The organism is Bradyrhizobium genomosp. III, from assembly GCF_000261705.1.
Lineage (GTDB): Bacteria > Pseudomonadota > Alphaproteobacteria > Rhizobiales > Xanthobacteraceae > Bradyrhizobium > Bradyrhizobium ottawaense.
In genome coordinates this window covers 1-18895 of record NZ_AJQF01000066.1, presented here as the reverse complement: position 1 = coordinate 18895, position 18895 = coordinate 1, and the positions used below count along the sequence as shown (strand labels likewise).

The following is an 18895-nucleotide window of genomic DNA, read 5'->3' as shown; positions in this document are numbered from 1 at the left end:
TTCCGGGTTCGGCTCTTCGAGCCGCCCCGGAATGACAACTGAGAGACTGACCGCATGAGCCGAGCCGCCACCAATCTGCAAATCGATTCCGCCCGCCTCTGGGGCTCCATCCACGAGACCGCGCAATTCGGCGCGACGGCCAAAGGCGGTGTGCGGCGGCTAACGCTGAGCAGCGAAGACAAGCAGGTGCGCGACTGGTTCCGCAAGGCCTGCGAGGACGCTGGTCTCGAAGTGCACACCGACGCACTCGGCTCACAATTCGGCCTGCGCAAGGGCCGCGACATGTCGAAGCCGCCCGTCGGCATCGGCTCGCATCTCGACACCCAGCCGACCGGCGGCAAGTATGACGGCATTCTGGGCACGCTCGGCGCGCTGGAGGTGATCCGCACGCTGAACGATGCCGGCATCGAGACCGAAGCGCCGATCTGCGTCGTGAACTGGACCAACGAGGAAGGCTCGCGCTTCGCACCTGCGATGATGGCTTCCGCCGCCTATGTCGGCGACTTCACCACCGACGACATTTTGTCGCGCAAGGACGCCGAGGGCACGACCGTCGGCCAGGCGCTGGACAGCATCGGCTATCGCGGCGACAAGCCGGTCGGCTTCCAGAAGCTTGGCTGCTTCGTCGAATTGCACATCGAGCAAGGCCCGATCCTGGAGGCCGAGGGCAAGACCATCGGCGTGGTCGATTCCGGCCAGGGCGTGCTGTGGTATGACGGCAAGATTTCCGGTTTCGAGAGCCATGCCGGATCGACGCCGATGCCGCTGCGGCGCGACGCGCTGGCGACGCTGTCGGAGATCGTGCTGGCGATGGAATCCATCGCGAAGAAGCACGGACCGAATGCGGTCGGCACCATCGGCGAGGCCGTGATCGCAAACCCCTCGCGCAACGTGATTCCCGGCGAGATCGCCTTCACCATGGATTGCCGCAGCGCGGACGGCGCCATCATGGACGCGCTCGATCGCGATCTGCGCGCCGCAATTGCCGAGATCGCCGCGCGCCGCAAGGTCGAGGTCAAGATCGACCTGGTCTGGCGCAAGCCGCCGACGCATTTCGATCCCAAGCTGATCTCGGCGGTCGAGAACGCGGCAAAGACGCTCGGCTATTCCTCGCGCCGCATCACCTCCGGCGCCGGCCACGACGCCTGCAACCTCAACACGATCATGCCGGCGGCGATGGTGTTCGTGCCCTGCAAGGACGGCATCAGCCACAACGAGCTGGAGGATGCGACGCAGCCGGACTGCACTGCTGGCACCAACGTTCTCATGCATACCGTGCTGGCGATCGCCGGCGTCGCGTCCTGACCGGAGAGAGCCATGCGCGGAGTTTTCGTCGACGCCAATGAAGCGCTAGCCGTGATCATGGAACGGCTGGAGAAGCCCGGGGATCCCAAGGTGCGGATCCACCGGGATCCCGACATCAAGCCCGAGCAATATCCTGAGATCCTCGATGGCGCCGAGATCGCCATCGTCGATCACACCGCGCTGCCGACCGAGGTGGCGAAGAAGTGCACCGGCCTCAAGCACGTCGTGTTCCTCGGCACCGGCGCGCGCAGCTACATGAACCCTGAGGAGCTGGCAGAACTCGGCATCTCCGTGCATCTGATCAAGGGCTATGGTGATACCGCGGTCGCCGAATCCGCAATCGCGCTGATGTGGGCGTCGGCCCGCGGCATCGCGATGATGGACCGCGAGATGCGCGTCGGCAACTGGCTGCGCGAAGACGGCATGCAGCTCACCGGCAAGACGCTCGGCCTGATCGGTTTCGGCGGCATCGCCGCCGAGGTCGCGCGCATTGCGTCCGGCAGCGGCATGAAGGTGATCGCCTGGAATCGCTCGCCGAAGAGCCATCCGGGCGTGGAATTCACCGATCTCGACAGCGTGCTGGCAAGGAGCGACGTCGTGTCGCTGCACCTGCTGCTCAACGACGAGACGCGCGGCATGATCACGCGCGAGAAGATCGCAAAAATGAAGCGTGGTGTCATCCTCATCAACACCGCCCGCGCCGCTGTCGTCGACGAAGCCGCCATGATCGACGCGCTGAAATCCGGCCACATCCGCCATGCCGGCCTCGACGTCTTCAACATCGAGCCGCTGCCTGGCGATCATCCGCTCACAAAACTGCCGAATGTGACGCTGTCGGCGCATTCGGCGTTCCGTACGCCGGAGGCGAGCGAGAACCTGATTGGCGCGGCGTGGGAGCACTGCCGCCGGATCGTGAATTCGTAGGGTGGGTTAGCCCTGCAGTACGCGAAGCGCGTCTGCAAGGCCTAACCCACCTCTGTCTATTCCGCGGAGACAGAAGAGGCGGGTTATGGCTTCGCCTAACCCACCCTACGTCCTCCCCCCGCCAAATCGTGAAGGGATAAGAGCAATAACAATGGCCGACTATCGCACCATCAAGGCAGAGCCGCTCACCAACGCCATTCGTGCCATCGTCAAGGCGGGCGGGTCTTCGGACCGCGAAGCCGAGCTCGTGGCCACCAATCTGGTCGAGGCCAACCTCAAGGGCCATGACTCCCACGGCGTCGGCATGATCCCGCGCTATGTCCAAAGCGTCACCAATGGCGGCCTCGCCGTCAACGCGCACGTCAAGATCGTGCTCGACACCGGTCCGCTCCTCACCCTCGACGGCCTCACCGGCTACGGCCAGGTGATCGGTCATGAAGCGATGGAGCTGGCAGCCGAACGCGCTAAGCGAAACGGCGTGTGCCTCGTCGGCCTCTCCAATTCGCATCACATCGGTCGCATCGGCCACTGGGCTGAGCAGTGCATCGACCACGGACTGGTCTCGATCCACTTCGTCAACGTCATTTCCCGCCCGATCGTGGCGCCCTGGGGCGGCAGCGATGCGCGCCACGGCACCAACCCGTTCTGCGTCGGCATCCCGCGCGCCGGCAAGGACCCGATCGTGCTCGACTTCGCCACCAGCAGGATCGCACAAGGCAAGACCCGCGTCGCCCACAACAAGGGCGTCGCGCTCGAGCCTGGCACCATCATCGACAATGAAGGCAAGCCCACCACCAACCCGCGCTACACCGTGATCCCGCCGCACGGCGCCATCCTCCCCTTCGGCGAGCACAAGGGCTCCGGCCTCGCGCTGGTCTGCGAAATCCTCGGCGGCGCGCTCTCCGGCGGGCAGGTGGTCAAGGGCCCCTCCGACGGCAAGTACAACGTCCTCAACGGCATGCTCTCGATCGTCATCGATCCCGGCAAGCTCGGCACCGGCGAAAACCTCGCGCGCGAAGTCGAGAGTTTTGTTGCCTGGCAAACCGGCTCGCCGCCTGCCCCCGGCGTCGACAAGGTCAGAATCGCCGGCGAGCCCGAGCGCGAGACCAAGAAGAAGCGCCTTGCCGAAGGCATTCCGGTCGATCCGACCACCTGGCAGGAGATCATCGAGGCCGGGAAGAAGTTCGGGCTGGATCAGACGGCGATCGAGGACATCGCTGGCTGATCGAGAATGAAATAGAAATCGTAGGGTGGGTTAGCCGCAGGCGTAACCCACCACCTTCTTCGCCGAGAGGTGGGTTACGCCAAGCAGATGCGCTTTGCGCATCTGCTTGGCTAACCCGCCCTGCGCATTCTCCGTCAATCCACCATATCCGCGACGGCCTTGCCGCAGGCCGTGGTGTCGGCGTTGCCGCCGAGGTCCTTGGTGCGGAGCGTGCGTTCGGCCAGCGTGCGCTCGATCGCCTCGACGATCGATTGGCCGGCTTCCTTCTCGCCGAGATGCTCGAGCATCATGGCGCCCGACCAGATCGCACCGATCGGGTTGGCGATGCCTTGGCCGGCGATATCAGGCGCCGAGCCGTGCACCGGCTCGAACACCGAGGGGAAATCGCCCTCGGGGTTGATGTTGCCTGACGGCGCGATGCCGATCGTGCCGGTGCAGGCCGGACCGAGGTCGGAGAGGATGTCGCCGAACAAATTGGAGCCGACCACGACGTCGAACCAATCCGGATGCAGCACGAAGTTCGCGGTGAGAATGTCGATGTGGTACTTGTCCCACTTCACACCCGGAAACTTCTTGGCCATCGCCTCCACGCGCTCGTCCCAATAGGGCATGGTGATGGAGATGCCGTTGGACTTGGTCGCCGAGGTCAAATGCTTCTTCGGCCGCGACTGCGCGAGCTCGAAGGCGAACTTCAGGATGCGGTCGACGCCGGTGCGGGTCATCACCGTCTGCTGGGTCACGAACTCGCGGTCGGTGTCGGGGAACATGCGGCCACCGACGGAGGAATATTCACCTTCGGTGTTCTCGCGCACCACCCAGAAATCGATATCGCCGGGCTTGCGGCCCGCCAGCGGCGACGGCACGCCGGGCATCAGCCGCACCGGGCGCAGGTTCACATACTGGTCGAACTCCCTGCGGAATTTGATCAGCGAGCCCCACAGCGAGACGTGGTCCGGAATCTTGGCCGGCCAGCCGACCGCACCGAAATAGATCGCATCGTGCTTGCCGATCTTGTCCTTCCAGTCATCGGGCATCATCTGGCCGTGCTTCTCGTAATAGTCCCACGACGAGAAGTCGAAATGGTCGAAATGCAGGGAGACCCCGTGCTTCTTCGCCGCCGATTCCAGGACGCGCAGGCCCTCAGGCATCACTTCCTTGCCGATGCCGTCACCGGGAATGACCGCGATCCGGTATTGTTTCTTGCTCATCGAGAACGTCCTTGGTTGGTCCGGCAGCCGCCGCCTTTTGACCGCACTGCAATGGACCAAACGCAGCGGCAGCGCAACGCTGCACTGCAATGTTGACCATGGCGCGGCCAAGCGCCTACTGATTTTATCCTGTTCCTATCCTGCGAGTAACCTCATGGATCTGCATCTGCGTGGCAAGCGCGTCCTGATCACGGGCGCGTCCAAGGGCATTGGCGCCGCAGCCGCCGAAGCGTTTGCCGAGGAAGGCGCACACCTCCTGCTCGCCGCCCGCGACGGCGACCAGCTCAAGGCGCTGGCCGAGCGCCTGCGCTCCGCCCACCAGATCGATGCCGCAACGAGCATCGTCGATCTTCGCAAGGCTGAGGATCTGGCGCGGCTCGCGAAGGAAGCGGCCGACATCGACGTGCTCGTCAACAATGCGGGCGACATCCCCGGCGGCTCGATCGACAAGATCGACGAGGCGACCTGGCGTCACGCCTGGGAATTGAAAGTGTTCGGCTATATCAACCTGACGCGGCAGATCTACGCGCAGATGAAGGCGAAGGGCGGCGGCGTCATCGTCAACGATATCGGCGCGGCCGGCGAAAAATTCGACGCCAACTACATCTGCGGCAGCGCCGGCAATGCCGCGCTGATGGCCTTCACCCGCGCGCTCGGGGGAAAAAGTCTCGCCGACAACATCCGCGTGGTCGGCATCAATCCCGGCCCCGTCGGCACCGATCGCCACGTCACCCTGCTGAAGACGCGGGCCAAGCACCAGTTCGGCGACGAGAACCGCTACAAGGAATTCCAGAAGAGCCTGCCGCTCGGCCGTCCCGCGCATGCGCGCGAGATCGGCGACCTCATGGCGTTCCTGGCGTCGGACCGCGCCGGGTATACGTCGGGTGTGATCTACACGGTCGACGGCGGCATCAGCGCTGGATGGGGTTAACTGACCTCGGGGACCGTCGTTCCGGGGCGATGCAAAGCATCGAACTATGGTGCGCGATTGCGCACCTGAGAACCTCGAGATTCCGGGTTCGCCCTTCGGGCGCACCGGAATGACAATCTAGAGCTAGGAGTACAATAATTGTCTCAAGACCTGATCCGTGAAACCGCCTGCGCCGTCGTCGACAAGCTGCGGTCCGGCGATGTCTCGCCGCTCGAACTGCTGGATGTCGTGGAGAAGCGCATCAGTGAAGTCGACGGCAAGGTGAACGCGCTGCCGATCCTGTGTTTCCAGCGCGCGCGGGACAGCGCCAAGGCCTTGATGCGGAAACCCGCCGGCGCGCGGGGGCTGCTCGCGGGCCTGCCGGTGCCGATCAAGGATCTGACCGACGTTGCGGGCGTACTGAACACGCAGGGCTCGCCGATCTTCAAGGACAATATCCCTGCCAAGTCCGACCTCATGGTCGAGAACCTCGAGGCCAACGGGGCGGTCGTCTACGCCAAATCCAACACGCCGGAATTCGGCGCCGGCGCCAACACCTTCAACGAGGTGTTCGGCGCGACCCTCAATCCCTGGGATACTTCAAAATCCGCGGCGGGCTCTTCCGGCGGCGCGGCCGTGGCGCTGGCCACCGGCATGGCCTGGCTGGCGCAGGGCTCCGACATGGGCGGCAGCTTGCGCAGCCCCGCGGCTTTCTGCGGCGTCGTCGGCATGCGCCCGAGCATCGGCCGCGTCGCGCATACCCCCAAATCCGGCATCGATCGCAATCTCGGCGTGGTCGGCCCGATGGCGCGCAACGTCGAGGATCTCGCGCTGCTGCTGGATGCGATGAGCGGCGACTACGCGGACGATCCGCTGTCGCTGCCGGCGCCCACGACCTCATTCCTGTCGGCGGCTCAGTCCGGCAAGAAGCCGAAGCGCATCGCCTATTCGCCCGATCTCGGCATTACGCCTGTCGATCCCGAGGTGAAGGCGATCACGCGAAAGGCGGCGGAACGCTTTGCCGAGGCCGGCGCCATCGTCGAGGAAGCGCATCCGGACTGGCGCGAGGCGCATGAATGCTTCCACGTGCTGCGCGCCTTCGATTTCGCGATCACCAAGGCCAATCTGCTGCGCACCAAGCGTGACCTGCTCAAGCCCGAGGTGATCTGGAACATCGAGGAAGGCCTCAAGCTCACGGTCGAGCAGCTCGAACGCGCCGAGGCCCAGCGCGTCGGCATGACTGCGCGGGCGGTCGAGTTCTTCAAGACCTACGATTTGTTGCTGACGCCCACCACGATCGTGCCGCCCTTCCCGATCGAACACCGCTATGTCGCCGAATGCGCCGGCAAGAGGTTCGACAATTACGTCGAGTGGCTCGGCATCGTCTACGCCATCACGCTCGCCTGCTGCCCCTCGCTGTCGTTGCCGTGCGGCTTCACGGCGTCTGGCCTGCCGGTCGGCGTGCAGGTCGTTGGCGCACCAAGGGGGGATGCGCAGGTGCTCGCGGGCGCGAAGGTGCTGGAGGATATTCTGGGCCTGCGCAACACGACGCCGATCGATCCGAAGGTGCAAAAGTAATCTCACTCTCGTGCCCCGGACGCAGCGCAGCGCCTCTTCGGCGGTGCGCTGCAGAGCCGGGGCCCATCCTTCCACGACTTCCCGTGCATCTTCTGGGTCCCGGCTCTGCGGCACAGCGCTGATGCGCTGCGCCTTGTCCGGGACACGAGATCCTCACGTTCGACTCGTCGCCTCGAGGCTGCGGCTGTAGCGCGACATTGCGAAGCAGAAGATGAAATAGATCGAGGCGACGAAGATGTAGACCTCGACCGAGAACTGCTGCCAGGCGGGATCGATGATCGCCGTCTTCGCCGTCGTCAGCAGATCGAAGATGCCGATGATCAGGACGAGGCTGGTGTCCTTGAAGAAAGCGATGAAGGTGTTGACCAGCGGCGGAATGACATGGCGGATCGCCTGCGGCAGGATGATCAGCCGGTTCTTGCGCCAATAGGACAGCCCCAGCGCATCGGCAGCCTCGTATTGCCCGCGCGGCACGGCCTGAAGGCCGCCGCGGATGACTTCGGCGAGATAGGCACCCGCAAACAGGATGATCGCGATCTGTGCGCGGAGCAGCTTGTCGATATTGAATCCACTGGGCATGAACAGCGGAAACATCACGCTTGCCATGAACAGCAGGCTCACCAGCGGCACGCCGCGGATCAGCTCGACATAGAGCACGCTGAGCGAGCGGATCGCCGGCAGCTTCGAACGCCGGCCGAGCGCGACGAGAATGCCGAGCGGAAACCCGAATGCAAGGCCAAACGTCGCCAGGATCAGCGTGACCGGCAGGCCGCCCCAACGATCCTGCGAAACGAAGGAAAGGCCGAGCACGCCGCCCCACATCAGTACGCTGATCAGCGCGAGCGCTCCGATCCAGAGAAGGACCAGCTCGCGCCGCCACAAAGCGCGACGGGTGGAGAGGTAGAACAGCGCGATGAACAGCAATACCGACAGCGCCGGCCGCCACTGCTCGTCGAACGGATAGGTGCCGAACAGGATGAAGCGGTACTTTTCGGGAATGATCGCCCAGCAGGCGCCGAGGCCACGCACAGCGCGGCAGGCACTGGAATCGTTCGCCGGGGTCAGCCACACGGCATTGGCGATGCCCCACTGCACGAAACTGAAGATGCCCTTGGCGAGGATCGCCAGCAGCACGACGGTGAGGATACCGTTCGGGATCGACGAGAACAGATTGGTGCGCAGCCAGCGCAACGCCGGATTTCCCGTCTGCGGACGGCGGGCGGCGCGCGGCACTTCCGGCATGTCGGCGATCGCGGTCATGTTCAGCGCTCCACCAGCGCGATGCGCGAATTGTACCAGTTCATGAAGAAGCTGATGGAAAGGCTGATGGTCAGGAACACCGCCATGATTAGCGCGATCGCCTCGATCGCCTGCCCGGTCTGGTTCAGCGTGGTGTTGGCGATCGAGACCACGTCCTGGTAGCCGATCGCGACCGCGAGCGAGGAATTCTTGGTCAGGTTGAGATACTGGCTCGTCATCGGCGGCACGATGACGCGCAGCGCCTGCGGCAGGATGATCTGTCGCAGCATGAAGCTGCGGCGCAGGCCAAGCGCGTTGGCAGCATCCCACTGTCCGCGTGGCACCGACTGGATGCCGCTGCGCACGATCTCGGCAATGAAGGCCGAGGTGTAGGTGACGAGCGCGATCAGCAGCGCAAAATATTCCGGGGCAAGCGTCAGCCCGCCGACGAAATTGAAGCCGCGCAGCTCCGGCCATTCGATCTTCCAGGACACGCGAAGCAGTACTGACACCAGCACGGGCAACGCGAGGATGAAGCTCACCGCAAAGGGCCATACCGGCCGCGGCTTGCCGTCGCGCATCTGCTGCGCGATCAGCCATCGCCGGATGAGATAGACCACGGCAAGGCCGAACACCGCCGTGCCGAGCACCCAAAGCTGCGGCGGGCCAAGCGGAATGGCCGGCAGGATCAGGCCGCGATTTGACAGGAACACGCCCTCGATCGGCCGCCATGCCGCGCGCGCGGCCGGCAGCGCCTGCATCAGCACGTACCAGAACAGGAGCTGAAGCAGCAGCGGGATGTCGCGGAGCGTTTCGACATAGACGGCGGCGAGTCGTGACAGCAGCCAGTTGGCCGACAAGCGCGAGATGCCGATCAGCGTGCCCAGGATGGTCGCGAGCACGATGCCGATCACGGCGACGCGCAAGGTGTTGCCGACGCCGACGACGAAGGCCCAGAGATAGGTGTCTCTCGGATTATAGGCGAGCAGGCTGTCGGCGATCGGCATGCCGGCCTCGCGGCCGAGGAAGGCAAAGCCGGTGGTGATGCGGCGCGCCGAGAGGTTGGTGACGGTGTTGGACCAGAGAAACGCGATGACCGCGACCGCGATCCCGACCACCAGCACCTGCCAGAACAGGCCCTGCAGCTCGCGGCGTCCCCATGCGCCGAACAGGCGGCGGCGCGGCGGTCTCCGAGCGTCCGTGGTCACAGCGCAAAAATCCTTCTTGAAGAGCGACGATTTCCGGCCAGCGCACGTCAACTGTTGCACCAATCTATAATTCGTGCAACAAATGTTTCATGGCCGAGCCCGCAAAATCCTCGCCGCTGAGCGAACTGCGCATTGCATTGCCGTCGCTCCCGATGCGGCTGCAGGAAGTCGGACGCTTCGTCGCCGCCAACGATTACGACGCCACCACCCGTTCGATGCGCGACCTCGCGGCCGAAGCCGGCGCCGATCCCGCCGCGTTCACGCGGCTCGCCAAGGCGATCGGTTATTCGGGCTGGGACGAATTGCGCGCGGCGCTGACCGAGGCGCGGCGACCATCGCAGACTTCGCCCTTCTCCGGCCGCGCCAGAAGCCGCCGGCCCGGCCCAAATGCCGATGTCGCGCTGGTCGCCGACAAGCTCGAGGCCGAGGCCGCCGGCCTGCCGCGCATTCCGGCGCAGCCGATTGCGGAGGCCGCGCGCTCCCTGCATGAGGCCAAGCGGATCTGGATCGCCGGCTATCGCAGCTGCCGCAGCGTTGCCGAGCTGTTGAACTACGAGCTGCGGCTGTTCCGCCCCGAGCAGGTGCAGCTCGTCGGCGTATCCGGTCCCGACGATCTCGATCTCGGCGCCTTCCGGCCAGGCGAGGCCGTCATCGTCATCGGCTTCCTGCCTTACACGCATGCGAGCGTCCGCGTCGCGCAAGCCGCCCATCACAGCGGCGCAACCCTGATTGCCATCGCGGACAGTCTCTCTGCGCCGATGGCCGAGGGCGCTGACCACGTGCTGCTGTTCGAGGCGGCCTCCTCTCCCGGTTTCTTCCCGAGTCTCACCGGCGCCATCGCGATCGCGCAGTCGCTCGCCGCGGTGACGTTCTCGCTCGGCGGCGTGGCCGCGAAGAAGCGCCTGGAGACTACCGAGGCGCGGCTCACTGCTGCCTCCATCTACGTCTCAGAGAAAGGTTGATCCATGGCCGCTCGCACCAGCCGCGTGCTGCACCGCTCGCTCCGCGAGACGCCGCCCAAGGCGATCGGCGGCGAAGGCGTCTATCTCTTTGCCGAGGACGGACGCCGCGTGATCGACGCTTCCGGCGGCGCAGCGGTCTCCTGCCTCGGCCATCAGCATCCACGCGTGATCGCGGCGATGGCGAAGCAGGCCTCGACGCTGGCCTATGCGCATACTGCTTTCTTCTCGTCCGAGCCGGCCGAAGCGCTCGCCGAGACGCTGGTCGGCCACGAGCCCGGCGGTCTCGCTTACGCCTACTTCGTCAGCGGCGGGTCCGAGGCGATCGAAGCCAGCATCAAGCTCGCGCGGCAGTATTTCATCGAGCGCGGTGAGCCGCAGCGACAACATTTCATCGCACGGCGACAGAGCTACCACGGCAACACGCTGGGCGCCCTTGCGGCCGGCGGCAATGCCTGGCGCCGCGCGCCCTATGCGCCGCTGCTCTCGGCCGCCTTCAGTCATGTGACGCCGGCGTTTGCCTATCACGAGAAGCGCGACGGTGAATCCGATGCGCAGTTCGTGGCGCGCCTGGCGGCGGAGCTCGAAGCGGAATTTCAGCGGCTCGGTCCCAACACGGTCGCGGCGTTCCTCGCCGAGCCCGTCGTCGGCGCCACCGCCGGCGCGGTGACGGCACCGGACGGCTACTTCAGGGCGGTGCGTGAGATCTGCGACCGGCACGGCGCGCTGCTCGTCCTCGACGAAGTCATGTGCGGCATGGGCCGCACCGGCACCACGCATGCCTGGGAGCAGGAAGGGGTCGCGCCCGACATCCAGGCGATCGCCAAGGGCCTCGGTGGCGGCTCCCAGCCGATTGGGGCGATGCTCGCGAGCGGCAGGATCATCGACACCATCCGCGCGGGCTCAGGTGCCTTTCAGCACGGCCACACCTATCTGGCACACCCCCTCGCCTGCGCCGCCGCACTGGCGGTGCAAGAGGTGATCCGCGAGGACGGCCTGCTCGAGCGCGTGAAGGAGCGCGGCAAGCAGCTCGAACAGCGCCTGACCGAGCGCTTCGGCAATCACCGCCATGTCGGCGATATCAGGGGCCGTGGCCTGTTCTGGGCGATCGAGCTCGTCGCCGATCGCGCCAGCCGCGCCTCGTTCGATCCCGCGCTCAAGCTCAATCAGAAGATCAAGGCGGAGGCCTTCGCCAATGGGCTCGGCTGCTATCCCGGCGGAGGCACCGTGGATGGCGTGCGCGGCGACCACGTGTTGCTGGCGCCGCCCTATATCGCCTCCGCAGAGGAGATCGACCTGATCGTCGACAAGCTCGGCACGGCCGTCGACAACGTGTTGCGTAGTGTCAATCACTGAGGGGAGTAGCATGATGAGGAAAGTGGTTATCGCAGCGAGCGTCCTCGCTGCATCGACGGTTGTCGCATCCGCCGCGACGCTCGATACGGTGAAGAGCCGTGGCACGCTGGTGTGCGGCGTCAGCGCCGGCTTTGCCGGCTTCTCGGCGCCCGACTCGCAAGGCAATTACAAAGGTCTCGACGTCGATTATTGCCGCGCGCTCGCTGCCGGCGTGCTCGGTGATGCCAGCAAGGTGCGCTACGTCTCGCTGACAGCGCAGAACCGCTTCACCGCCCTGCAATCGGGCGAGATCGACGTGCTCTACCGCAACTCGACGCAGACCTATCTGCGCGGTGTGACGCTCGGCCTGCGGCAGGGCCCGGTCAACTTCTACGACGGCCAGGGCTTTGTCGTGAAGAAGGACCTGGGCGTCAAGGACATCAAGGACCTCAAGGGCGCCACCGTCTGCGTGGCGCAAGGCACCACGCACGAGGTGACGCTCGGCGATTACGGCCGTGCCAACGGCATCGACTGGAAGCCGCTGGTATTCGACCGCGTCGACACCATGTACCAGACCTTCTTCGGCGGCCGCTGCGATGCCATGACCCAGGACGCCTCCGCACTCGCCGGCGCCGTGACCACCGCGGCGCCGAACCCGGCCGACTACGTCGTGCTGCCGCAGACGATCAGCAAGGAGCCGCTCGGGCCCTTCACCCGCAACGGCGACGAGGTCTGGAGCGACATCGTCACCTGGCTGCATTACGGCCTGATCGAGGCCGAGGAGCTCGGCGTGACGCAGGCCAATGTCGACGAGATGGCGAAGTCGCAGACGCCCGCGATCCAGCGCCTGCTGGGCGCCTCCGGCGACCTCGGCTCGCGGCTCGGGCTCGACAACAAATGGCTGGTCACCGCGATCAAGGTCACCGGCAATTACGGCGAGATCTACGAGCGCAATGTCGGCAAGGCGAGCCCGCTCAAGCTGGACCGCGGCCTCAATGGCCTCTGGAGCAAGGGCGGCTTGATGTACGCGGTGCCGTTCAAGTAGGGAGTTCACCTCTCCCCGCCTGCGGGGAGAGGTCGACCGCGCAGCGGTCGGGTGAGGGGGACTCTCCGCGAGTCCAACTCTCATCGTCCCCGCGGAGACTCCCCCTCACCCCGACCCTCTCCCCGCAAGCGGGGCGAGGGAGACGAGACATCCCATGCGCATCGCCCTGATCCACGCCCTCAAGCATTCCATCGCCCCGATCGAAGCCGCGTTCGCCGAGGCCTGGCCGGAGGCGCGGCTGATGAACCTGCTCGACGACAGCCTGTCGGCGGATCTGGCCGGGGACGGTGCGCTCAACGATGCCATGACCGATCGCTTCCTCACACTCGGCGATTATGCGGCGGCGACCGGGGCGAACGGGATCCTGTTCACCTGCTCGGCCTTCGGCCCCTGTATCGAGGCGGTCGCACGCGCGCATGCGCCGATGCCGGTGCTCAAGCCCAACGAAGCCATGATCGAGCGCGCGGCGACGATGGGCAGGCGCATCGGCCTGTTGTCCACTTTCCCCCCGACCCTTGTGTCGATGCCGCCGGAGTTTCCGGCCTCCGTCCAAATCGTGCCGAAGCTTGCCGAGGGCGCGCTGGCGGCGCTCGACCGCGGCGACCGCGCCACCCACGACCGGCTGATCGTCGAAGCGTCAAAGGACCTGCGAGATTGCGACGTCATCGCGCTGGCGCAGTTCAGCATCGCAGCAACGGCACCGCTGGTCTCGGAAGCGACTGGCCGTCCCGTCGTGACCACGCCTGACAGCGCGGTCGACAAGCTGATGAAGCTGCTGAAAGCGAAGGCTTAGGCACCTGTCGCTTTCCGACGCCGCACGTCCTTGATGGCAGCGGCGAGCGCGGCCTTCGTTTCGCTGACGAAATCCTCGACCAGTTCCTCGCGGGTGGCATGCGCGGCCTCGCCGGTGAACAGGCCCTGCTCGGCCAGCATCACCACGCCGTGCAACGCCGCCCAGATCTTGAGCGCCTGGCGCTCGCGCAAATAGCCGACGGCGGGCACTTCCAGGGCTTCGATCACGAGCGAAAAGGTCTCGCGCGTAGCCTCGTGCAGCTCGCTGCCCTTGGCGGCGCATGCCACCGTGCGGGACGCGAACATCAGGCGGTAGATGCCGTTCCGTCGCAATCCGAATTCGAGCATGGCCTGCGCCAGCCGCGACAGTTTAGATTGCTTTGACGGTTTCGCCATCGCCTCCCGAAAGATCGCGCTGAGCTGCCGGAATGCCTCCGCCGTCACTGCCGCGAGCAATGCCTCGCGATCGGCGAAATGCCGGTACGGCGCCGGCTGCGAGACGCCGAGCTGCTTCGCCAGCGCCTTGATGCTGATCGCCTCGGCACCGCCCTGCTCCGCCTCGCGCAATGCGGCCTTGATCAGAGCATCGCGAAGGTCGCCATGATGGTAGGTGTTCGCAGGCTTGCGGGCGAGTTGTGAGCGCATGGTGTGGCGAACCTATAAGTTTGCGCTTGACAGGGAAAGCCTGCCGCGAATGTAATAGCATATAACTTAAAGCCCACGGCAAATGCCGCGGATAAAATCGACATGAGGAACGCGCCGCCCTGCGGGCCCCGCGCATACGACCGAGGATGCCGCCATGACAGAGCGACTGAGGGTTCACGTGGATCCCGACAAATGCCAGGGCCACGCGCGCTGCAAGGCACTCGCGCCGGAACTTTTCGAGCTGGACGAATACGGCAACGCCCACGAAGCCGGCGACGGCACGGTCCCGCCGGGACTCGAGGACAAGGCGTGGCTTGCCAAATCCAACTGCCCGGAAATCGCGATCGATGTGATCGAGGAGTAGTGCGGCCTCTGCCGCCCCGCGTCCTTTCAGCGAACACGAGCCAAGGGATTCCCTGCCATGTCCGACGCCAGTCCGCCCGCCGCCCATCCGCCCGTCACCGACTGGGTCCATGATTTCGACCATACCGATCCGCAATGGACGGAGGATCCCTTCCCGATCTGGGACGAGCTGCGCGCAGCGAGCCCGGTTGTGCACACCGAGCGTTTCCTCGGCTGCTACATGCCGACGACCTATGAGGCGGTACGCGAGATCGCCAACGACACCGAGCATTTCTCCTCGCGCCGCATCATCGTGCGCGACGTCCGTCCCGAGGTGGCGAGGAACGCCGCACCGCCGATCACTTCGGACCCGCCCGTGCACAAGCCGGCCAAGCAGCTGCTGCTGCCGCCTTTCACGCCGGACGCGATGAAGAAGCTGGAACCGCGGATGCGCGCGATCTGCAACGAGCTGATCGACGGCTTCATCGCCGATGGCAAGGTCGACGCCGCCGCACGCTACGCCAAATATATCCCGGTTCGGGCCATCGCCCACATGCTCGGCATCCCCGAGAGCGACAGCGATGTCTTCATCAACTGGATCCACATGATCCTCGAGCTGGGCATCAAGGACGAGAGCAAGCTGCTGCAGGCCGTGCAGGAGATGAGCGCCTATTTCAGCGCGCATATCGAGGCGCGCAAGGACAAGCCGACCGACGATCTCATCTCCTACCTGATGAACGCCAAGGACAAGGAGGGCAACCCGCTCGAAGACTCGCACGTCCTGGGCTCGCTGCGCCTGCTCCTGATCGCCGGCATCGACACCACCTGGAGCGCGATCGGTTCCTCGCTCTGGCATCTTGCGAAGACGCCGGCCGACCGCGAGCGGCTGATCGCCGAGCCCGCATTGATCCCGACTGCGGTGGAGGAGCTGCTGCGCGCCTATTCTCCGGTGACGATGGCCCGCGAGGTGGTCAAGGAGACCACGATCTCGGGCTGCCCGGTCAAGGCGGGCAACATGGTGCTGCTGTCCTTCCCGGCCGCAAATCGCGACCCCAAGATGTTTCCGGACGCTGACAAAGTCGTGATCGACCGTCGCGAAAACCGGCACGCCGCCTTCGGCCTCGGCATTCACCGCTGCGTCGGTTCCAACCTGGCGCGCATGGAGATGCAGGTTGCGCTGGAGGAATGGCTAAAACGCATTCCAGATTTCCGACTCGATCCGGCAGGCGCCGTGACCTGGTCACAGGGCACGGTGCGGGGCCCCCGCCAGTTGCCATTCTTGCTCGGAAAGGCGATGTAGGCCTTTCCAGACAACGGAGAGGCCGGGCATGACCGAACAAGCAATCGAGCCGGCCTCCGACTACATCGACATTGCCGACGCCAAGCGGCGGATCAAGGCAATCTTCATCGGCTCCATCGGCAATCTGGTCGAATGGTACGATTTCTACGCCTATACGGCGTTCGCGCTCTATTTCGCTCCCGCCTTCTTCCCTGGCAACGACCCCGTCGTGCAGCAATTGAACGTCGCCGTCGTCTTTGCGGCGACGTTCCTGATGCGCCCCCTGGGCGGCTGGTTCTTCGGCTATCTCGCCGACCATTTCGGACGGCGCATCTCACTCACGCTCTCTGTCGTCTTCATGTGCTTCGGTTCGCTGATCATCGCGCTGACGCCGACCTATGCCACGATCGGATTCGCCGCGCCGGTCATCCTCGCGCTTGCACGCGTCATCGAGGGCCTGAGCCTCGGCGGCGAATATGGCGCCAGCGCCACCTATCTCAGCGAGGTCGCAGATCCCAAGCACCGCGGCTTCTATTCGAGCTTTCAATACGTCACCCTGATCGGCGGCCAGCTCACCGCGATCATCGTGCTGCTGCTCCTGCAAAAGGTCTTCCTCACCCCACAGGAGCTGAAGGACTGGGGGTGGCGTATCCCCTTCGCGATCGGCGCAGCGCTGGCGATCTTCGCAGCGGTGATGCGGCGCGGCCTGCACGAGACGGAGGCGTTCGAGGAAGCCAAGAAGGTGGTGAAGCCGACCGGCTCGATCACCAATTTGCTGCGTTATCCGCGCGAGCTGCTGCTGGTGGTCGGCCTCACCGCCGGTGGCACTGCAGCATTCTACACCTTCACCACCTACATGCAGACCTTCGTCAAGCTCTCGGTCGGGCTGACCGAGGACCAGACCACTTTCGTGATCTTCGGCACCTTGGTCTTCGCGACCATCCTCCAGCCGATCTACGGCGCGATCTCCGACAAGATCGGGCGCAAGCCGCTGCTGATCTTCTTCGGTGTCGCCGGCACGCTCGCGACCGTCCCGCTGTTGATGACGCTGAAGGAGACCAAGTCGCCCTTCGTCGCGTTCGTCCTGATCTGCTGTGCCTGGCTGTTCGTCGCCGGTTACACCTCGATCAACGCCGTGGTGAAGGCCGAGCTGTTCCCGACCAATGTCCGCGCGCTCGGCGTCGGCCTGCCCTATGCCATCACGGTGTCGGTCTTCGGCGGCACGGCGCCGGCGATCGCGCTCTATTTCAAGAGCATCGGGCACGAGGAATGGTTCTATTTCTACCTCAGCGGCATCATCTGCCTGTCCTTGATCATCTATGCTACCATGCGCGACACCAAGCACACTTCGGCAATGCATCGGCACGAGTAGACCATGGCTGACGAGACGCCATCCGACAGCAAGCTGACGCGCACCAAGGAGAAATGGGCGCGCGAGGGCCGCTTCCTCACAGGGAAGATCACGCGGCCGGAGGACCAACGGCTGCCGCCCGGCCAGCACCTCACCAAGGACTGGCCTGTGCTCGATCTCGGAGTCGTGCCGCCGGTGTCACGCGAGCGCTGGCGGCTCGACGTCTACGGCGCGATCGAGAGCCCCGTGTTCTGGACCTTCGACGAATTCATCGCGCAGAAGCAGGCCCGGTTCACCTCCGACATCCATTGCGTCACCACCTGGTCGCGCTACGACAATGAGTGGGAAGGGCTTGCCACGCGCGAGCTGCTCGCGGCCTGCCAGCCGCGCGAGGATGCACGCTTCGTGACGCTGCATTCCCATGACGGCTACACCACCAACCTCGCGCTGGAAGACTTTGCCGCCGAGGATGCGCTGCTCGCCCATAGGTGGTCCGGCCAGCCGCTGACGGAGGAGCATGGCGGCCCGGTGCGGCTGGTCGTGCCGCATCTCTATTTCTGGAAGAGCGCGAAATGGCTCCAGGCCATCGAATTCCTGACCGCGGACGCGCCCGGCTTCTGGGAGGTCCGCGGCTATCATAAGCGCGGCGACCCCTGGGCCGAGCAACGCTATTCCGACGATTAGAATTCAAGCAGGAACGAGGGGAAGCCCATGTCGACGGAGCGCTTTCAATTCACGGGCGAAGGCGGACATCAGCTTGCCGCCGCGCTGGAGTTGCCGGACGGCGAGCCCGCGGCCTACGCGCTGTTTGCGCACTGCTTCACTTGCGGCAAGGATACGCTCGCCGCCAAGCGCATCTCGGTCGCGCTGGCAGCCAAAGGCATCGCGGTGCTGCGCTTCGACTTCACCGGGCTCGGCTCGAGCGAAGGCGATTTCGCCAATTCGACGTTTTCGTCCAACGTCGCCGATCTCGTCCGCGCAGCCGACCATCTGCGCAACGCCCGCAAGGCGCCGTCGCTCCTGATCGGCCACAGCCTCGGCGGCGCTGCGATCCTCGCGGCAGCCGGACATATCCCGGAAGCCAGGGCAGTTGTGACCATCGCGGCGCCATCCGATCCGGCGCACGTGACCGGCCTCTTCAGGGAGCATCTCGACAACATCCGCGCGCAGGGCGAGGTCGAGGTCTCGCTCGCAGGACGCCCGTTCCGGATCAAGCGCGAGTTCCTCGAGGACATCGCCGAGCACGAGCTGATGAAGGACATCACAGGGCTGCACAAGGCGCTGCTGGTGATGCACTCGCCGGTCGACGACACCGTCGGCGTCGACAATGCGACCAAGATCTTCGTTGCCGCCAGGCACCCCAAGAGCTTCGTCTCGCTCGACCATGCCGATCATCTGCTCGCCAAGCCCGCCGACGCCCTCTACGCAGCCGACGTGATCACGGCATGGGCCGGCCGCTACATCGACACGGCAAAGCCCGCGAAGGCGATGGATCTTCCCGAGGCACCGCGTCAGGTCGTGGTACGGGAGACCCGCAAGAGCAAGTTCAA

General features: G+C 65.1%; 18 protein-coding genes. 14 read left to right on the top strand and 4 right to left on the bottom strand.

Features of this window, described 5'->3' with window-relative positions:
* Positions 1-54 precede the first annotated feature (54 nt).
* The 3 genes from IC66_RS0106605 to IC66_RS0106595 all read left to right on the top strand — a co-directional run bounded on the left by IC66_RS0106605 (position 55) and on the right by IC66_RS0106595 (position 3454).
* The gene (locus tag IC66_RS0106605) at positions 55-1305 is read left to right on the top strand and encodes a Zn-dependent hydrolase (RefSeq protein ID WP_038947088.1); all 1251 of its coding nucleotides are present in this window, start codon (positions 55-57) and stop codon (positions 1303-1305) included.
* Positions 1306-1317: 12 nt separating this feature from the next.
* Positions 1318-2229, top strand: coding sequence for an NAD(P)-dependent oxidoreductase (locus IC66_RS0106600; protein ID WP_038947087.1), 912 nt, complete (start codon positions 1318-1320; stop codon positions 2227-2229).
* A 151-nt stretch (positions 2230-2380) separates the two neighbouring features.
* Entirely contained in the window at positions 2381-3454 is a 1074-nt protein-coding gene (locus IC66_RS0106595) for a malate/lactate/ureidoglycolate dehydrogenase (protein WP_028143395.1), read from the top strand.
* A 134-nt stretch (positions 3455-3588) separates the two neighbouring features.
* On the opposite strand, the gene IC66_RS0106590 is transcribed toward IC66_RS0106595, so the two are convergent.
* Positions 3589-4662, bottom strand: coding sequence for a tartrate dehydrogenase (locus IC66_RS0106590; RefSeq protein ID WP_028143396.1), 1074 nt, complete (start codon positions 4660-4662; stop codon positions 3589-3591).
* Between the two features lie 154 nt (positions 4663-4816).
* On the opposite strand from IC66_RS0106590, the gene IC66_RS0106585 reads away from it, so the two are divergent.
* Positions 4817-5593 carry an SDR family oxidoreductase gene (locus IC66_RS0106585; RefSeq protein ID WP_028143397.1) on the top strand — a complete coding sequence of 259 codons (777 nt, stop codon included), beginning with the start codon at positions 4817-4819 and terminating at the stop codon, positions 5591-5593.
* 138 nt (positions 5594-5731) lie between these two features.
* Positions 5732-7150: an amidase gene (locus IC66_RS0106580; protein ID WP_038947086.1), complete on the top strand. Its 1419-nt coding sequence runs from the start codon at positions 5732-5734 to the stop codon at positions 7148-7150.
* Between the two features lie 153 nt (positions 7151-7303).
* Here the strand turns inward: IC66_RS0106580 and IC66_RS0106575 are convergent, their stop codons facing one another.
* Together IC66_RS0106575 and IC66_RS0106570 are read right to left on the bottom strand one after the other, a co-directional pair.
* Positions 7304-8410, bottom strand: coding sequence for an amino acid ABC transporter permease (locus IC66_RS0106575; RefSeq protein ID WP_038947085.1), 1107 nt, complete (start codon positions 8408-8410; stop codon positions 7304-7306).
* Positions 8411-8412: 2 nt separating this feature from the next.
* Positions 8413-9597: an amino acid ABC transporter permease gene (locus tag IC66_RS0106570; protein ID WP_038947084.1), complete on the bottom strand. Its 1185-nt coding sequence runs from the start codon at positions 9595-9597 to the stop codon at positions 8413-8415.
* An 89-nt stretch (positions 9598-9686) separates the two neighbouring features.
* Here IC66_RS0106570 and IC66_RS0106565 point away from each other — a divergent pair, with 89 nt between their 5' ends.
* The 4 genes from IC66_RS0106565 (at position 9687) to IC66_RS0106550 (ending at position 13729) form a co-directional block, all read left to right on the top strand.
* Positions 9687-10559 carry a MurR/RpiR family transcriptional regulator gene (locus IC66_RS0106565; RefSeq protein WP_038947083.1) on the top strand — a complete coding sequence of 291 codons (873 nt, stop codon included), beginning with the start codon at positions 9687-9689 and terminating at the stop codon, positions 10557-10559.
* A 3-nt stretch (positions 10560-10562) separates the two neighbouring features.
* Positions 10563-11912: an aspartate aminotransferase family protein gene (locus tag IC66_RS0106560; RefSeq protein ID WP_038947082.1), complete on the top strand. Its 1350-nt coding sequence runs from the start codon at positions 10563-10565 to the stop codon at positions 11910-11912.
* 10 nt (positions 11913-11922) lie between these two features.
* The gene (locus tag IC66_RS0106555; protein WP_028143403.1) at positions 11923-12936 is read left to right on the top strand and encodes an amino acid ABC transporter substrate-binding protein; all 1014 of its coding nucleotides are present in this window, start codon (positions 11923-11925) and stop codon (positions 12934-12936) included.
* Positions 12937-13090: 154 nt separating this feature from the next.
* Positions 13091-13729, top strand: a complete 639-nt coding sequence (locus IC66_RS0106550; protein ID WP_038947081.1) for an aspartate/glutamate racemase family protein — start codon at positions 13091-13093, stop codon at positions 13727-13729.
* Here the strand turns inward: IC66_RS0106550 and IC66_RS0106545 are convergent.
* Positions 13726-14373: a TetR/AcrR family transcriptional regulator gene (locus tag IC66_RS0106545; RefSeq protein ID WP_038947080.1), complete on the bottom strand. Its 648-nt coding sequence runs from the start codon at positions 14371-14373 to the stop codon at positions 13726-13728. The genes IC66_RS0106550 and IC66_RS0106545 overlap by 4 nt on opposite strands.
* Positions 14374-14527: 154 nt before the next feature.
* Here IC66_RS0106545 and IC66_RS0106540 point away from each other — a divergent pair, with 154 nt between their 5' ends.
* The 5 genes from IC66_RS0106540 to IC66_RS0106520 form a co-directional block, all read left to right on the top strand.
* Positions 14528-14737, top strand: coding sequence for a ferredoxin (locus IC66_RS0106540; RefSeq protein WP_007607931.1), 210 nt, complete (start codon positions 14528-14530; stop codon positions 14735-14737).
* 57 nt (positions 14738-14794) lie between these two features.
* On the top strand, positions 14795-16015 hold the full coding sequence (locus IC66_RS0106535) for a cytochrome P450 (protein WP_038947079.1): 1221 nt from the start codon (positions 14795-14797) through the stop codon (positions 16013-16015).
* A gap of 28 nt (positions 16016-16043) precedes the next feature.
* A complete protein-coding gene (locus IC66_RS0106530; RefSeq protein ID WP_028143408.1) occupies positions 16044-17366 on the top strand; it encodes an MFS transporter in 1323 nt (440 codons plus the stop codon).
* A gap of 3 nt (positions 17367-17369) precedes the next feature.
* Positions 17370-18029, top strand: coding sequence for a sulfite oxidase-like oxidoreductase (locus tag IC66_RS0106525; RefSeq protein WP_038947078.1), 660 nt, complete (start codon positions 17370-17372; stop codon positions 18027-18029).
* Positions 18030-18056: 27 nt separating this feature from the next.
* Positions 18057-18895 (top strand): alpha/beta hydrolase family protein (locus tag IC66_RS0106520; protein WP_038947077.1); only part of this gene is annotated, 839 nt, incomplete at its 3' end.

What these genes read in the sequence shown, in the direction of transcription:
- IC66_RS0106555 (WP_028143403.1), top strand. Translation starts at nt 11,923, where the DNA reads ATGATGAGGAAAGTGGTTATCGCAGCGAGCGTCCTCGCTGCATCGACG.
- IC66_RS0106565 (WP_038947083.1), top strand. Translation starts at nt 9,687, where the DNA reads ATGGCCGAGCCCGCAAAATCCTCGCCGCTGAGCGAACTGCGCATTGCA.
- IC66_RS0106590 (WP_028143396.1), bottom strand. Translation starts at nt 4,662, where the DNA reads ATGAGCAAGAAACAATACCGGATCGCGGTCATTCCCGGTGACGGCATC.
- IC66_RS0106595 (WP_028143395.1), top strand. Translation starts at nt 2,381, where the DNA reads ATGGCCGACTATCGCACCATCAAGGCAGAGCCGCTCACCAACGCCATT.
- IC66_RS0106585 (WP_028143397.1), top strand. Translation starts at nt 4,817, where the DNA reads ATGGATCTGCATCTGCGTGGCAAGCGCGTCCTGATCACGGGCGCGTCC.
- IC66_RS0106550 (WP_038947081.1), top strand. Translation starts at nt 13,091, where the DNA reads ATGCGCATCGCCCTGATCCACGCCCTCAAGCATTCCATCGCCCCGATC.
- IC66_RS0106540 (WP_007607931.1), top strand. Translation starts at nt 14,528, where the DNA reads ATGACAGAGCGACTGAGGGTTCACGTGGATCCCGACAAATGCCAGGGC.
- IC66_RS0106525 (WP_038947078.1), top strand. Translation starts at nt 17,370, where the DNA reads ATGGCTGACGAGACGCCATCCGACAGCAAGCTGACGCGCACCAAGGAG.
- IC66_RS0106535 (WP_038947079.1), top strand. Translation starts at nt 14,795, where the DNA reads ATGTCCGACGCCAGTCCGCCCGCCGCCCATCCGCCCGTCACCGACTGG.
- IC66_RS0106530 (WP_028143408.1), top strand. Translation starts at nt 16,044, where the DNA reads ATGACCGAACAAGCAATCGAGCCGGCCTCCGACTACATCGACATTGCC.
- IC66_RS0106545 (WP_038947080.1), bottom strand. Translation starts at nt 14,373, where the DNA reads ATGCGCTCACAACTCGCCCGCAAGCCTGCGAACACCTACCATCATGGC.
- IC66_RS0106575 (WP_038947085.1), bottom strand. Translation starts at nt 8,410, where the DNA reads ATGACCGCGATCGCCGACATGCCGGAAGTGCCGCGCGCCGCCCGCCGT.
- IC66_RS0106605 (WP_038947088.1), top strand. Translation starts at nt 55, where the DNA reads ATGAGCCGAGCCGCCACCAATCTGCAAATCGATTCCGCCCGCCTCTGG.
- IC66_RS0106560 (WP_038947082.1), top strand. Translation starts at nt 10,563, where the DNA reads ATGGCCGCTCGCACCAGCCGCGTGCTGCACCGCTCGCTCCGCGAGACG.
- IC66_RS0106600 (WP_038947087.1), top strand. Translation starts at nt 1,318, where the DNA reads ATGCGCGGAGTTTTCGTCGACGCCAATGAAGCGCTAGCCGTGATCATG.